Here is a 13230-nt window from a genome sequence, read left to right as displayed (position 1 = left end):
TCACTTCAAACCGACAATTTGTCTTGTTCCCCTAAGCGTATGTACGCAGTATAAAATAGACACAGTTTTCATTTTATTGCTTAGAATGAGGCACTGTACCCTGTAGATTCACTGTTTCATAAAATCATGAAAATGGTGCAATTAATTTTGCTAAACTGCAAGCTTCATGAGCAGTATTTTTCAAACATTTCAACCAGAGATCTGATCGCTCAAAAACACTGATTAGCTAGGACGCCTCTTATGCAAACGCTTATTTCCAGTATTTCTAATCGTTTACGCCAAGTTTATCAAAAGGCGGAAGGATTTATTGAGGATGAGCGCGAGTTTCCAATGTCTCAAGTCTTTTTAAATGCCACCTTTCAACGATTTGTCACCGACAATGTGAGAATGTTAAAAGACTTACATGCAGACTTACATGATGACTGGTTACGCTTATATGCCACACTCGATTATAACGGTCTCAAACTGACTCTCTCTGTTGACTTGAAATTGGTGCAAATGGAGTTGAATAAAAAAACGCAATTGATTGTGTTCGAACAAATCAGCGATACCAGTGTGCTAGATGCTGAATACCCAACGGTATTTCATAAAATGGGCGTGCGCTGTGCCCTGTTTTTTTATCAAAAAATCCTAAACCAAGATCCTTTAGGCATGATTTTAGAAAAGCTAAATGTGATTAAGGTTAAAGATGAGTTACTACATTTAAATTTGAACCGTTGGTTAGGCAAAAACCGTTCAATCATCGACACGCTGGGTAAAGTCCATGTTAATCATGCTGTGCTACGTGAAGCCGAATTGGTCGTGATTGGTAACGTCAATTTAACTGCACTATTTAATAAATTCTCTCAAACCTCGATTGATGATTTGATTGAACCCAATTTGGATGAAAGTACAGTCTCTCCCATTCGACAAAAATAGCTGATCATTTGGTGACAAAACCGTAATTTCAAATATGTAAATGAAACATAAAACTACAGTTCCCCTTATGTTTCGAATTTTTTCTTCATAATCAATGTGCATAATAGTTATATGCAAAAATTTTGTGCCTACAACTAAATAGGAAGCTTTTTCTTATGGCTAAATCAAAATTGAAAACAGCCACAATCGCGACAAGTATGAGCGCTTTGCTATTTGTCGGGTTCTCAAGCCAAACCTTTGCCATGAGTCCATTTCAGGCCAGTTATCAATTTAACTACAATGGCAAAAATTTAGGCTCTGCAACTCGGACTTTATCAAAGTCAGGTAATAACTGGAACTATGTTTTTGCAGCCAAAGCAGGCGGTATTGCCTCAGCAACCGAAAGTAGCCGCTTTAGTTTAAATGGCAAACAAATTCAGTCCAATAGCTTTAGCCGTAGCAGTAAAATTTTGGTGCATAACAACACCATGAGTATTAACTTCAATCCAGCAGCAAAAACCATCAATACCAAGAAAGACAACGAAACGCGTTCATTTGCATGGAAAGCGGGTGTCTTAGATGAGCTCAATGCAGAATTGCAAATTCGTGAAGACATTAAAAATGGTGGTTTAAAATCAACTTACTATTTGGCCGATGCTAAAGAGGTTGAAGCGCGTAAATTTGTGAAGCAAGGTACTGAATCTATCAAAACAGATTATGGAACTTTCGAGACCATTAAAGTAGTCATGAAACATGATAAGCCCGGCCGTGAAACCATTTTCTGGCTAGCTCCGAAATTAGACTATCTTCCTGTTAAAGTCAGCCATGTTGATAAGAAAACATCTTATGGATTGCTCTTAACGAGCTATAAAGGTGCAAGCAATTAGTCATTTTGACGAATTTTACTTGCATTTTTTCAGGTGCTTCCTAAAATACGCATTTGCTTGAAAAAGCACCTGCCCTTAGAGGATTCTCCCGTGTACGCACTAGAACAGAAAATCTTAAGCGAAGGTATCGTTCTATCTGATGAAGTTCTGAAAGTTGATGCTTTCTTAAACCACCAAATTGATCCAGTGATGATGCAATTGATCGGCAAAGAATTTGCTCGCCGTTTCAAAGATGCTGGCATCACAAAAATCATCACGATTGAAGCATCAGGGATTGCACCTGCAATCATGACAGGTTTAGAACTAGGCGTATCTGTTATTTTTGCGCGGAAATACCAATCTTTAACCTTAAAAGATGAGCTTTATCGTTCAAAGGTATTTTCATTTACCAAGCAAACAGAAAGCACCATTGCCATTTCAAATAAACACATCAGTTCATTAGACAAAGTACTTGTGATTGATGACTTTCTGGCCAATGGTCAGGCTGCACTTGGTCTAATAGATCTAATTCATCAAGCCAAAGCAGAAGTCGTGGGTGTAGGTATTGTGATTGAAAAATCATTTCAACCTGGTCGCGATATTTTGCTTGAAAAGGGATATCGCATCGAATCTCTAGCTCGAGTTAAGTCACTAGCAAAAGGCACTGTAGAATTTGTACGAGACTAATCACAGCACCCTACTTAAAAAAGAGCATTTTAAAATGCTCTTTTTTTATGGCATTCATGACCCGCAGGTCATCCACACACAAGCGCCATATTTGCGCGGTAGATTACTTTTAATTTAAAGTAAAAAATATATCGTCTTTTATCAATTTAATTACATTTTTAAGTTGGAGAAACATGATTTATATAGCATGATCAAATTTAAATGGTCATAACCACTTTCTAAGACTAAAAATAAACAGCGATTAAACGAAATACTTTTTTATTGAGAAAGCCACACAAATGATAAAGAAGAAAGAAACGAGTGAACGATCGTTTGATCCAAATCAATTATCAGGATTTGATGGAGCTCACTCCATTCAACTTCCCGTCGACTTTATTCACGACCTAAGTAAAGCCAGCTCTTTACAGGTAGTATTAGATACAATTGCCTACTGGATTTCATACGTTTTCGATGCAGATCGGGCCAGCATCACCCTGCAAGATACTGAAGATTATCTCAAGCTATACTCAATTTCGGGCAATCATGCAATTCCGATGGATTTTAAAATTCCAATTGGACAAACTTTTGTAGGCCGAGTTTTTGCTGAGTCACAACTGATCATTTGCGATGACTTAAGCCTGTCGGATGAACTCGACTGTCAAATGCTTTCTGAACACGGTATGGGTAGCTGTATGGATGCCCCAATGATTCATAATGATATTTGTATTGGTACACTCAATGTGGCCGATGTGCGTAAACATCATTACACCCTACAGCAAGCCATCCTGTTACAAACCCTTGCAAAATGGTTAGCGTTAAACATCAAACTACATTTACAAGTTCAAGAGATGGCTATTTTAGCCTCTACCGATGAACTGACAGGCACTTTTAACCGAAGAGTATTTGTACAAGAAAGCCATCAAACCATGCTGCATTTTAGCAAATCCCGCGTACCGTTTAGCATTGGCATTTTAGATATTGATCACTTTAAACAGCTAAATGATTGCTATGGGCATACTGCAGGTGACTATGTACTCAAAAAAATGGTGAAAAAAATACGAAGCATACTGCGTGATGAAGACTTTTTAGCCCGTATTGGTGGCGAAGAGTTTGCCATTATTCTACCCGCTTGCTTAGGTGACGAGGCTATGCGGATCTTTCGACGGATTTGTTCAACCATCGAAGCGATGGAAGTCAGTTATGAACAGGAAATACTATGTTTTACAGTTAGCATAGGCGTTGCAGAGGTCGGCAAACAAGATACCGATGCCGAAGATGTATTTAAACGAGCAGATAAAGCCCTCTACTGTGCAAAAGAAGCGGGACGAAATCGGATTCACTTTGCCAACTAAGTTAAGCCATGAACTTGAATGCCGAGAACAATGGAGTAAGACTCTACAGAAACAGCGTAGATATTCCCAGAAAATTACAAGTCTAATAAATATTCTCAACTCAAATTCAGCTAGTATTTACTCTAGATTCAGATGTTTAGAAATCTTAGATCTGAGGTAACACGGTTGTCATGCGTCATGAACACCATAATCAGGCTATATTTTTAAGTACAGCTAGCCCTTATAGGTCAAATAAGCTATGGAAAAAACAATTCTCTGCCCAAAGTGTGGCTCAAGTGATATCGAAAAAAGAAATCATGAGCAACAACTGACAAAAATTGGAGGCGTATTGCTCAGTTCAGCAGGTGCAACCGCAGGTACTGTTGGGGGAGCAGCATCTGGAGCCTCTATAGGCGCAGCGATCGGTGCAGCGGCTGGGCCTTTAGGAGTCATTATGGGCGGTACCATTGGCACCTTCGTCGGTGCAGTCAGTATTGGGGTCACAGGTGGTTTTTTAGGACATCGCTTTGGTAAAAAAGCAGGTGTGATTGTCGATAAAAATGTGTTTCTCGACTATAAATGCCTAAACTGTGGTGCCAAATTTAAAGAACAACACCTAACACCAATTGAATAATAAAAAAGCCCATCATTCATGGACTTTTTCATGTCGCAATAACTAGGCTTGCAATTTCTTTACAACTTCGCCAAGACGTTTTCCTTGTGCTTCGCACAACACTTTTTCATCTTGGCTTAAACTCTGGTCATGCCGAGGACCACTGACATGACTCGCCCCATAAGGCGTCCCGCCTGTTTTTGTATTCGACAGTGCTGGAATAGCATTGTTTAAACCAAGAATCATCATGCCATGATGAAATAACGGGGGAAGCATGGTCAACAAGGTGCTTTCTTGCCCACCATGCATCGAACCTGATGAGGTAAATACACAAGCAGGCTTGCCATGCAAAGCACCATTGAGCCAAAGACTGGTGGTTTGATCGAGAAAATATTTCATTTCAGACGCCATATTGCCAAAACGCGTAGGTGAGCCTAGTGCCAAACCTGCACAGTTTTCCAAATCCTCTACGCTACAATAAATATCACCGTCGGCAGGAATACTGGCTTCTGCTTCTTTCACCACAGTTGAAATATTAGGAACAGTTCGAATTTTTACAGCTATACCACTCGCCTCAATTCCATTTGCAATCAAATGCGCCATTTCACGAGTACTGCCATATTTGCTGTAATATAAAACTAAAACATAGGTTTGCATGAATAGAGTTCGGTGACAGAAAAAATAAAACTATACGGTATTTTTTCTATTTTTTGGTTAAGCTTAGAGTGAAAAATGTAGAAAAGATGAAGAAAACAAAGAGATACTTTGCCTATGTTAGAACAGTACTTAAAAAAACTTCCTTTCTATAAGAAAACTTGGTTTCAGTTCGTCTTATTTGTAGTACGGCGCTTTGAGGCCGACCGTTGTCGTGAACAAGCAGGTTCACTGACCTACACTACCTTGTTTGCGGTCGTACCAATGCTGACAGTTTTCTTGGTCATCATCTCGTCCATCAAAGCACTGGAACCTGCACGTCAGCAATTACAGCAATTGATTTATAGTAATTTTTTACCTAAAACCACCATTGCTTTTGATAAGGCTCTCAATGCTTTTACCGATAAATCGAGTAATTTGACCATTATCGGAATCTTATTTCTCTTCGTTACAACGGTCATGATGCTGACCAGTATTGAAAATGTCTTTAACCGAATTTGGCGAGTGCGCGAAACCCGCGGCGGCATTATTGGCTTTATGCGCTACTGGACCATTATTTCTTTAGGACCAATTCTCCTCGGTAGTGCCTTTGTTATTTCTTCTACTGTCGCCTCTTTAAATGTCTTAAGCAATAATTTTGCAGGCTATGAGTTAGATGGTGCTTTTATATTTTGGTTAATTTCATTCGCCTTAACGGTACTTGGTTTTTTTATTTTAAATTGGACCATTCCAAACCGAAGTGTGCCGATTAAATCGGCTCTCATTGCTGGTTTATTTAGTGCTATTGTCTTTGAATTACTGAAACATTTGTTCGGTTTTATTATGTCGAACTTTACCAGTTATGAAATTATTTATGGTGCGTTTGCCGCAATTCCCATTTTCCTGCTGTGGATTTTTCTATCATGGAATATCGTCCTGATTGGGGTTGAAATTAGTTATGCACTTACTGCATTTACCTCTCATAAAGAACAAAAGCGCCATCCTGTTATTATGTTGATGGATTTACTGGAACTATTTTATAAAAAGCAGCAACAAGGCTTAAGTGTTTCAGACGATGAAGCGCTTGATATCTTGGGGCGAGATGAATTGGGTCGCTGGCCAAGTTACGTCCTCATGCTTGAAACACAGAATTTAGTTAAACGTACTGATGACAATCAATATGTTCTTGTACGCAATCTGTCTCACGTTGATTTTTGGAGTTTTTATAGCAGGCTTCCCTATCCACTGCCACAGCGTCAGGACTTAGGCAATGTACATCCTGACGATGTCTGGATGCAAAAAATTGGTCCTGCCTTGGTGGAGTCAGATGATTACTTGGCGGCCAAACTCGCCATTCCACTTTCCAAAATTTTTGATGATAAATCCTAATAAAACCGTGTCTTATCTCTTCTATATAGATAAGACACGGTTTTTATACATCACAGGTAAAGCCTAACCTTAGTCCAAAACATACATGATTTTTTTACTGCAAAGCCGCTTTAAAGGCCTGTAAGTATTGTTTAATCTTGTGATGTAGACTCACCACCATTACCCCCATCAAGACAAAACCCGTACCCAATAAGAAATTCAGCTCCAACTGTTCTTTTAAGAACATCACCCCAAAGCACATCCCAAAAATCGGGGTTAGAAAAGAAAATACGCCCAACTGTGAAGCCAAATACTTTCTTAATAGCCAAAACCAAATCAGATAACTACCAAATGACACCACCACGGTATGAAACAGTAAACTACTGATCGACAGTGCGGACCAGTGAATGGTGGCCTGCCCCATAAAGAAAGAAAGCGGCAAGAGCAATAAAAATGCGATAAACAACTGATAAAACAAGGTTTGTGTCGCAGGTGCTTCAGCCAATTTGGTCAGCCGAACAGCGATCGTGGTGGCTGCCCATAAAATCCCTGCTAAAAGTGCCAAGACATCCCCCCATAAAGCCGATGTCACTAAAGCTTGAGAATCAGAAGGATGAAATAAAAAGGCGATTACAATTCCAAAGAATGCCAATCCAATTCCTAACCACTGTATGACCGACAAACGCTCAGACGGCAGTTTCCAGTGTAAACCCAGTGCCACAAAAATAGGGGCGGTATACAATAAAACCACGGTATGCGAAGCAGAGGTAAAACGTAAAGCCTGTGCCACTAAAAAAAATTCGGCTGCAAATAATACCCCCACCAAAATGCCTGCAGGCAAATAATCACTCCCCCATAATGAAGCCCCCTTTGCTAGCTTAATCATGGGATAAACCATCAATGCAGATAGACCTGATCGAAGCGCAATTTGCATCACTGTAGAAATATCAGGGGCTGCAAGTTTTAACACCACTTGTTGTAAGCCCCATAACACGCAAAGCCCCAGCATAATACCTGAGGCTTTTCCGTCTAGCGCCTGACGACTGCTCACGATCTGCTCCACTAAAAAAGATGAACCCATACTATAAATTTGTCTGAAATAAAACATATAATCTAAAACAGACAAGAGATCTTCTTATTCAGGCAATTTCAGCCATGCCCTACAAACAACAAAAAAACAGTGCACCACTCAAACAACTACCGACCAATGATCATATTGATAAATTATTGTGGATTCATTTTCGCGATGATCCCGCTCAGTCGGTTTATCCCGTACATGGACATGCATGGGGTGAATTTGTCTATGCATTTAATGGAGTCATGGAAGTCCATATTAATCAAGTTGACTATCTCACTCCACCGCCCTACGGAATTTGGCTACCACCCCATGTCGCACATAGCGGTTTAAACCGTACCGATGTTTCTCACGGTACGCTCTATATCCATGAAAGCTTATGCAGCCACTTACCACAGCAAGCCGGTATTATGCTGAGCTCACCTTTAGTCACCGCGCTCTTTAAACATTTAAAACAGCACCACTTGGCAGATGATTCAGCTGAGCATTTACGCTTACTTTATGTCTTGCTTGACCAACTACACCATGCAGAATTGGTGAGTAGTTATTTACCACACTCCGAACATCCTGTGCTCAAGAGTATTTTAGATTTTTTACATTTACACCCTGCCGACAACAGCGCTTTGCAACAACTGGCAGTTCAGCACAATATGACTGAACGCACACTTGCGCGTTATAGCCAAAAAGAACTCGGCATGTCTTTGAATGAATGGCGGCAGCGCTTAAAAGTCATGAAAGCCATGAGCATGCTAACCGAAGGGAAAAAAGTGGAAAGTATTGCATTAGATTTGGGCTATGCCAATGCATCGGCCTTTATCAACATGTTTAAGCGCTGGATGGTGTATACACCCGATCAATTTCGAAAACTGTATCATAGCCACCAACAACGCTAAAAAAAGACCACCGTGGTGATCTTTTTTAAGATATTGCAGTTAAAACCAATTAGGCTTTGACAAAAGTCGTCCATGTATAATCTTGAGATTTACCGTTCAAAGTCATTTGTAACTGTTCACCCGGCTGCAATGCTGCAACCCCTGCTGGTGTGCCCGTCATAACCACATCGCCTGCTTCCAAAGTGAAGACTTGGCTAATATCAGCCAACAAGGTACCAATATCAAAAATTAGATGTGCCGTATTACCTGCTTGACGCAGCTCATTATTAACATGAAAGGTATAGTGCACATCATTCCAATCTTGTACCACATCGGAAACAGCAACCCAATCTGCCAGTACACACGAACCATCAAAGGCTTTAGCACGCTCCCACGGCTGACCTTTGCCTTTCAAATCATCTTGTAAATCACGTAAGGTTAAGTCTAAGCCTAAGGTCACTGCACCTACCACTTGAATGGCCTTGAGAGGGTCAGCTTCTTGAGTTAAACGTTGATCTATACGTAAAACCAGTTCACATTCATAGTGACAACTGCCCCACACAGGATTCCAAGAAATACCCGCATCTAAACTGAGCAGACTACTTGGTGGTTTGATAAATAAAACGGGACGATCAGGAATCGCATTGCCTAATTCTTTGGCATGGTCTGCATAACTACGACCGACACAGACAATTTTAGATGGACGTGTACTCATGATCTTCCTCTTGCTTGGCGAATAATTTTATCGTGTTACGGTCAATACGCTTATTTTTTAAAGGTATTCTCAAACTTCGTTTGATCTGCACTCTCTATGAGTGCGCGCTTAGGCACAATCACCACAGTACGGTTTTTCAGCTCTAACATATAAGTTAACTTGCCGATGGCAAATTTCTGTACTTCATTATAATGGACCACCTGCTTGCGGCCATTGGCATAAATTTCCGCATAATCTTGATATAAATCTATGCCCTGCTCACTTTTACCAAACTGATATTTCACAAACTGACGCTTAAACATCATTGGAAGAAACCAATAACGCATGAGAATTTGTAAAACCAAGAAAAATACACCCAATGCCACATAATAACGCCCGACACCTGTAAAGCCGAGCATAAAGCCCCACACAATAATCCCGATACTAATCAGAGGTGTAATAAAGCGCGTAATTTGCTTTTTACCAAAGGTCGCTAAAGCAAAACCATCTTGCGACTCTTCTAAAGTGAGAAAATAACGTGTCGATAATGCAGGTTTGTTCTCTGACATAAGGCTAGATCAAATTACTAAAAATATTGATCTCAATACTACAACACTATTTGGCATTTTCTTAGGACTTTCATACACGCAGCTGAATGAGCTGGTTGTACACATGCAGTACGCGGTTAACTCTAAAAAAGAATCTGGCTGAATATAAAAAGCGCCAATACGCACACGTACAATAGAGAAAATGTAGCGAAATGAAACCTATGTTTTGCATATTAAAGTGAACAAAAACAATAGGCACAAAAAAACCGCAATTAAGCGGTTTTTTCAATATTGATCAAGTTGGTGCGCTCAGAGAGATTCGAACTCCCGACCCCTTAGTTCGTAGCCAAGTGCTCTATCCAGCTGAGCTATGAGCGCGACGTCTTGATGGGGTGCATTATACGTGAATCCTATTTTTTGTTAAGTCTTATTTCCATAAAAGTCGATCAACCGCCCACTTATTAAGCACAAAAGGTGCGAGATGCTGTATAAATCAACAAATTGAGATTCCATAGCAGAATAGATAGGCAATTCATGCAAGACTAAAGCTTTATTGATATCAAATCTTTCTTGATGAATCACTTTCTCAAGCAAAGCATTTCACTTTTTACAGACACAAAAAACCGCAACATGTGCGGTTGATTGTTCAAGTTGGTGCGCTCAGAGAGATTCGAACTCCCGACCCCTTAGTTCGTAGCCAAGTGCTCTATCCAGCTGAGCTATGAGCGCATTACTTGTGTGCCAATTCAGGCGTTACGTTACATACAGTTTACTTATTGGTGCGCTCAGAGAGATTCGAACTCCCGACCCCTTAGTTCGTAGCCAAGTGCTCTATCCAGCTGAGCTATGAGCGCGACATAAGTAAAGTTGGCGGTGAGAGAGGGATTCGAACCCTCGGTACAGTTACCCGTACGCATCCTTAGCAGGGATGTGGTTTCAGCCACTCACCCATCTCACCGTAACGTGCCGCCATAATACAAACTTCATGCTAGCACTGCAAGCACAGACGCTGCCTTTTTTGCATATTTTCGTTCAATTAAATACTTTTTAAACAATTTAGTGCTGATTCATCACAATTTCTTCTTTTCAACGCATCGCTGTGCTGAATAAAACAGCAAATATCCTAAATTGCCGACATAAAACACAATATTGCAATCATTTGCGTGCAGTCTGTCTTCGCATGACTTATGCTAATCCTATCTACTGAGATACAGCCAAAGACATTATGAAAAATTGGGTCGATCCTGAAGCAAAAGCTGAAGCTGAACGTTATGACAATCCTATTCCGAGTCGCACGCTCATTTTAGAAACCATCGAAGAAAAAAAGACGGCGCTTTCACATGCGGATCTGGTTGAGATTTTTGAAATTGCAGATCAAAAAAGTATTGATGCGCTCAGCCACCGCCTGATTGCAATGGTTCGTGATGGCCAACTCATGAAAGATGGTTTCAAGTTCCTTCTTGCGGAAGAACAACCTGAACATGAAGCAACGGTCTACATTAATAGTAAAGGCTTTGGTACGGCGAATATCACAGGGCATGAAGACCTTCTTCTCCCTGAGCGTGAACTTCGTCAAGTCTTTAATGGTGATCGTGTTAAAGTGCGCCAAACCTCAGTAGATCGTAAAGGTAAAGCTTGGGGCTTTATTACCGAGGTAGTGCAACACCGTGTGAAGCAAATCATTGGTAAAGTGTCGATACATGACGGTGAATACTTTATTCAGCCAGCAAACCCCAATGCGCACCAACCAATTACCTTAGAAAAAGAGTTAATCGAACACGCACAAGTCAAAGTGGGCGATTCGGTTCGTGTGGCAATTGATGACTACCCAACCAAAGAAGAGCTCGCCACTGGTCATATTGTACAATCTATGGCGGATAAGGCAGACACCGAAATCATCATCCCACAAACCATTTTAGAGTTTGGTCTGCCGTATGAGTTTCCTGAAGAGGTACTTAAAGAAGCAGAAAGTTTTAAAGAGCCATCGGCGCAAGACCGTGAAGGTCGTATTGACCTACGTGATTTAGCCTTAGTCACTATTGATGGTGAAGATGCACGCGACTTCGATGATGCTGTTTATGCAGAAAAACGTCCAGGTGGAGGTTATCGTGTCGTGGTAGCCATTGCGGACGTCAGCCATTATGTCCGTTCGGGCAAACCGTTGGATGATGAAGCCCAGGAACGCGGTACATCGGTGTATTTCCCGCACTTTGTTTTACCTATGTTACCTGAAGCCCTGTCGAATGGCTTATGTTCACTCAATCCACATGTTGACCGTCTGTGTATGGTCTGTGATTTAAACCTGTCCCGTGCAGGTCGCGTCACCAAGTTTGAGTTCTATCCATCAGTCATGCATTCAAAGGCACGTTTAACCTATACCAACGTTGCTCAATACTTTGAAGGTGACAGCAGTGCCATCCCAGAAGACCGTGATGTGCGCAAATCCTTAAACACCCTGTTCCAACTTTATCAAGTCCTCAAAGGTTTACGTGCAGAACGTCATGCTATGGAATTTGAAACCGTTGAAACCTACATGACCTTTGATGAGCTAGGTGGGATTAAGGAAATTTTACCGCGTACGCGTAATGATGCTCACAAGCTGATTGAAGAATGTATGTTATTGGCAAACGTGGCCGCGGCTGAATATGCACTCGAACATGACGTGCCAATGCTATACCGTATTCATGAGCCACCTGAGTTCTCACGCATTCAAAAGGTACGTGACTTTGTCAAACTACTAGGTCTACCGTTCCCAGAACAGCCGACTCAGAAAGACTATCAGGCCGTAATTGATGCAACCAAAGACCGGATTGATGCGCCTAGTATCCATGCCGTGCTGTTACGTTCGATGATGCAAGCCTACTACGGTGCGAATAACGCAGGTCACTTTGGCTTGGCTTATGAAGCGTATACGCACTTCACTTCTCCAATTCGTCGTTACCCAGACTTGTTGTTACACCGTGCCATTAAAGCCAAGTTAAAACATAAACCTGCACCTCTTTCAGGAGCTGCTTTGGATGATGCGGGTCAACATTTCTCCGCAACTGAACGTCGTGCAGATGAAGCATCTCGCTCTGTCACCACATGGTTGAAATGCCATTATATGCAGCAGCATTTGGGTGAAGAGTTTGTCGGCACCATTTCTGCCGTAGCAGAATTTGGTCTGTTTGTAACGCTCAAAGACTTATATGTTGATGGCATGATCCATGTCAGCCAACTGGGCGATGACTACTTTGTCTATGACCAACCAAGTCAGAGCTTGATTGGGCAGGCACGCGGTCAAAGCTTTAGCTTGGGCGATGAAGTAAAAATCAAAGTTGCAGCAGTGAATTTAGAAGATCGAAAAATTGATTTTGAATTATTGCAACAACTCTCACATGGTGGTCGGCCCATACGAAGTCGAGCACCCCGTGTTGGCAAAGCCAAAACAGCACGAAGCGAAAGTAAAGAAGAAGTCTTTAGCGAGTCGACAAACGCCTCTCCCAGTAACAGCGGAGACCAGCCCATACGACGCAAAAAAGATAAATCCCAACCTAGCTCCTACAGCAAAAAGCCTGGTAAAAAATCTTCATCAAAGTCTGAAACAAAGGTTAAAGATAAAGTGAAGAAAAAGTCGAAACCTAAAAAGAAAAAATCCAACGCAAAAGCGAAAACTGAGTAAATGATG

Annotated in this window: 12 protein-coding genes and 4 tRNA genes; 8 read left to right on the top strand and 8 right to left on the bottom strand. The window is 41.1% G+C overall.

Annotation, left to right across the window (positions count from 1 at the left end):
- The first annotated feature begins 240 nt into the window (after positions 1–240).
- The 5 genes from GBI16_RS03470 to GBI16_RS03450 all read left to right on the top strand — a co-directional run bounded on the left by GBI16_RS03470 (position 241) and on the right by GBI16_RS03450 (position 4394).
- Complete coding sequence (locus tag GBI16_RS03470; protein WP_086208923.1) at positions 241–918, top strand: hypothetical protein; 678 nt, start codon at positions 241–243, stop codon at positions 916–918.
- A gap of 155 nt (positions 919–1073) precedes the next feature.
- Positions 1074–1784 (top strand): DUF3108 domain-containing protein, encoded by a 711-nt coding sequence (locus GBI16_RS03465; protein WP_086208924.1) that lies wholly within the window; start codon positions 1074–1076, stop codon positions 1782–1784.
- Between the two features lie 90 nt (positions 1785–1874).
- Entirely contained in the window at positions 1875–2450 is a 576-nt protein-coding gene (locus GBI16_RS03460; protein ID WP_086208925.1) for a xanthine phosphoribosyltransferase, read from the top strand.
- Between the two features lie 278 nt (positions 2451–2728).
- Complete coding sequence (locus GBI16_RS03455) at positions 2729–3781, top strand: sensor domain-containing diguanylate cyclase (RefSeq protein ID WP_086208926.1); 1053 nt, start codon at positions 2729–2731, stop codon at positions 3779–3781.
- 238 nt (positions 3782–4019) lie between these two features.
- Positions 4020–4394: a hypothetical protein gene (locus tag GBI16_RS03450; RefSeq protein ID WP_086208927.1), complete on the top strand. Its 375-nt coding sequence runs from the start codon at positions 4020–4022 to the stop codon at positions 4392–4394.
- 42 nt (positions 4395–4436) lie between these two features.
- On the opposite strand, the gene wrbA is transcribed toward GBI16_RS03450, so the two are convergent.
- The gene (gene wrbA, locus GBI16_RS03445; protein ID WP_119064812.1) at positions 4437–5030 is read right to left on the bottom strand and encodes an NAD(P)H:quinone oxidoreductase; all 594 of its coding nucleotides are present in this window, start codon (positions 5028–5030) and stop codon (positions 4437–4439) included.
- Between the two features lie 114 nt (positions 5031–5144).
- On the opposite strand from wrbA, the gene GBI16_RS03440 reads away from it, so the two are divergent.
- The gene (locus tag GBI16_RS03440) at positions 5145–6395 is read left to right on the top strand and encodes a YihY family inner membrane protein (protein ID WP_151706523.1); all 1251 of its coding nucleotides are present in this window, start codon (positions 5145–5147) and stop codon (positions 6393–6395) included.
- 94 nt (positions 6396–6489) lie between these two features.
- On the opposite strand, the gene GBI16_RS03435 is transcribed toward GBI16_RS03440, so the two are convergent.
- On the bottom strand, positions 6490–7425 hold the full coding sequence (locus GBI16_RS03435; protein WP_110974097.1) for a DMT family transporter: 936 nt from the start codon (positions 7423–7425) through the stop codon (positions 6490–6492).
- A 104-nt stretch (positions 7426–7529) separates the two neighbouring features.
- On the opposite strand from GBI16_RS03435, the gene GBI16_RS03430 reads away from it, so the two are divergent.
- A complete protein-coding gene (locus tag GBI16_RS03430; protein WP_119064810.1) occupies positions 7530–8342 on the top strand; it encodes a helix-turn-helix domain-containing protein in 813 nt (270 codons plus the stop codon).
- 49 nt (positions 8343–8391) lie between these two features.
- Here the strand turns inward: GBI16_RS03430 and GBI16_RS03425 are convergent, their stop codons facing one another.
- From GBI16_RS03425 to GBI16_RS03400, 6 genes are all read right to left on the bottom strand, one after another.
- Complete coding sequence (locus GBI16_RS03425) at positions 8392–9036, bottom strand: fumarylacetoacetate hydrolase family protein (RefSeq protein WP_151706522.1); 645 nt, start codon at positions 9034–9036, stop codon at positions 8392–8394.
- A 50-nt stretch (positions 9037–9086) separates the two neighbouring features.
- Positions 9087–9584 (bottom strand): YcxB family protein, encoded by a 498-nt coding sequence (locus GBI16_RS03420; RefSeq protein ID WP_086208932.1) that lies wholly within the window; start codon positions 9582–9584, stop codon positions 9087–9089.
- A 280-nt stretch (positions 9585–9864) separates the two neighbouring features.
- Positions 9865–9941, bottom strand: a tRNA-Arg gene (locus GBI16_RS03415).
- Positions 9942–10215: 274 nt separating this feature from the next.
- Positions 10216–10292: transfer RNA gene (locus tag GBI16_RS03410), tRNA-Arg, on the bottom strand.
- A 48-nt stretch (positions 10293–10340) separates the two neighbouring features.
- A tRNA-Arg gene (locus GBI16_RS03405) sits at positions 10341–10417 on the bottom strand.
- A gap of 14 nt (positions 10418–10431) precedes the next feature.
- Positions 10432–10521, bottom strand: a tRNA-Ser gene (locus GBI16_RS03400).
- A 264-nt stretch (positions 10522–10785) separates the two neighbouring features.
- Between GBI16_RS03400 and rnr the strand changes: the two genes are divergently transcribed.
- On the top strand, positions 10786–13224 hold the full coding sequence (rnr, locus tag GBI16_RS03395) for a ribonuclease R (RefSeq protein ID WP_213033325.1): 2439 nt from the start codon (positions 10786–10788) through the stop codon (positions 13222–13224).
- Positions 13225–13230 lie beyond the last annotated feature (6 nt).

This window comes from Acinetobacter sp. TUM15064 (assembly GCF_008980265.1).
Taxonomy (GTDB): domain Bacteria; phylum Pseudomonadota; class Gammaproteobacteria; order Pseudomonadales; family Moraxellaceae; genus Acinetobacter.
The sequence above is the reverse complement of the archived record's forward strand: the minus strand, read 5'-3'. Positions and strand labels throughout refer to the sequence as shown.

Coding starts and splice junctions, on each gene's coding strand:
- GBI16_RS03470 (WP_086208923.1), top strand. CDS start 241: ATGCAAACGCTTATTTCCAGTATTTCTAATCGTTTACGCCAAGTTTAT.
- GBI16_RS03465 (WP_086208924.1), top strand. CDS start 1,074: ATGGCTAAATCAAAATTGAAAACAGCCACAATCGCGACAAGTATGAGC.
- GBI16_RS03455 (WP_086208926.1), top strand. CDS start 2,729: ATGATAAAGAAGAAAGAAACGAGTGAACGATCGTTTGATCCAAATCAA.
- GBI16_RS03450 (WP_086208927.1), top strand. CDS start 4,020: ATGGAAAAAACAATTCTCTGCCCAAAGTGTGGCTCAAGTGATATCGAA.
- wrbA (WP_119064812.1), bottom strand. CDS start 5,030: ATGCAAACCTATGTTTTAGTTTTATATTACAGCAAATATGGCAGTACT.
- GBI16_RS03440 (WP_151706523.1), top strand. CDS start 5,145: ATGTTAGAACAGTACTTAAAAAAACTTCCTTTCTATAAGAAAACTTGG.
- GBI16_RS03430 (WP_119064810.1), top strand. CDS start 7,530: ATGCCCTACAAACAACAAAAAAACAGTGCACCACTCAAACAACTACCG.
- GBI16_RS03425 (WP_151706522.1), bottom strand. CDS start 9,036: ATGAGTACACGTCCATCTAAAATTGTCTGTGTCGGTCGTAGTTATGCA.
- GBI16_RS03420 (WP_086208932.1), bottom strand. CDS start 9,584: ATGTCAGAGAACAAACCTGCATTATCGACACGTTATTTTCTCACTTTA.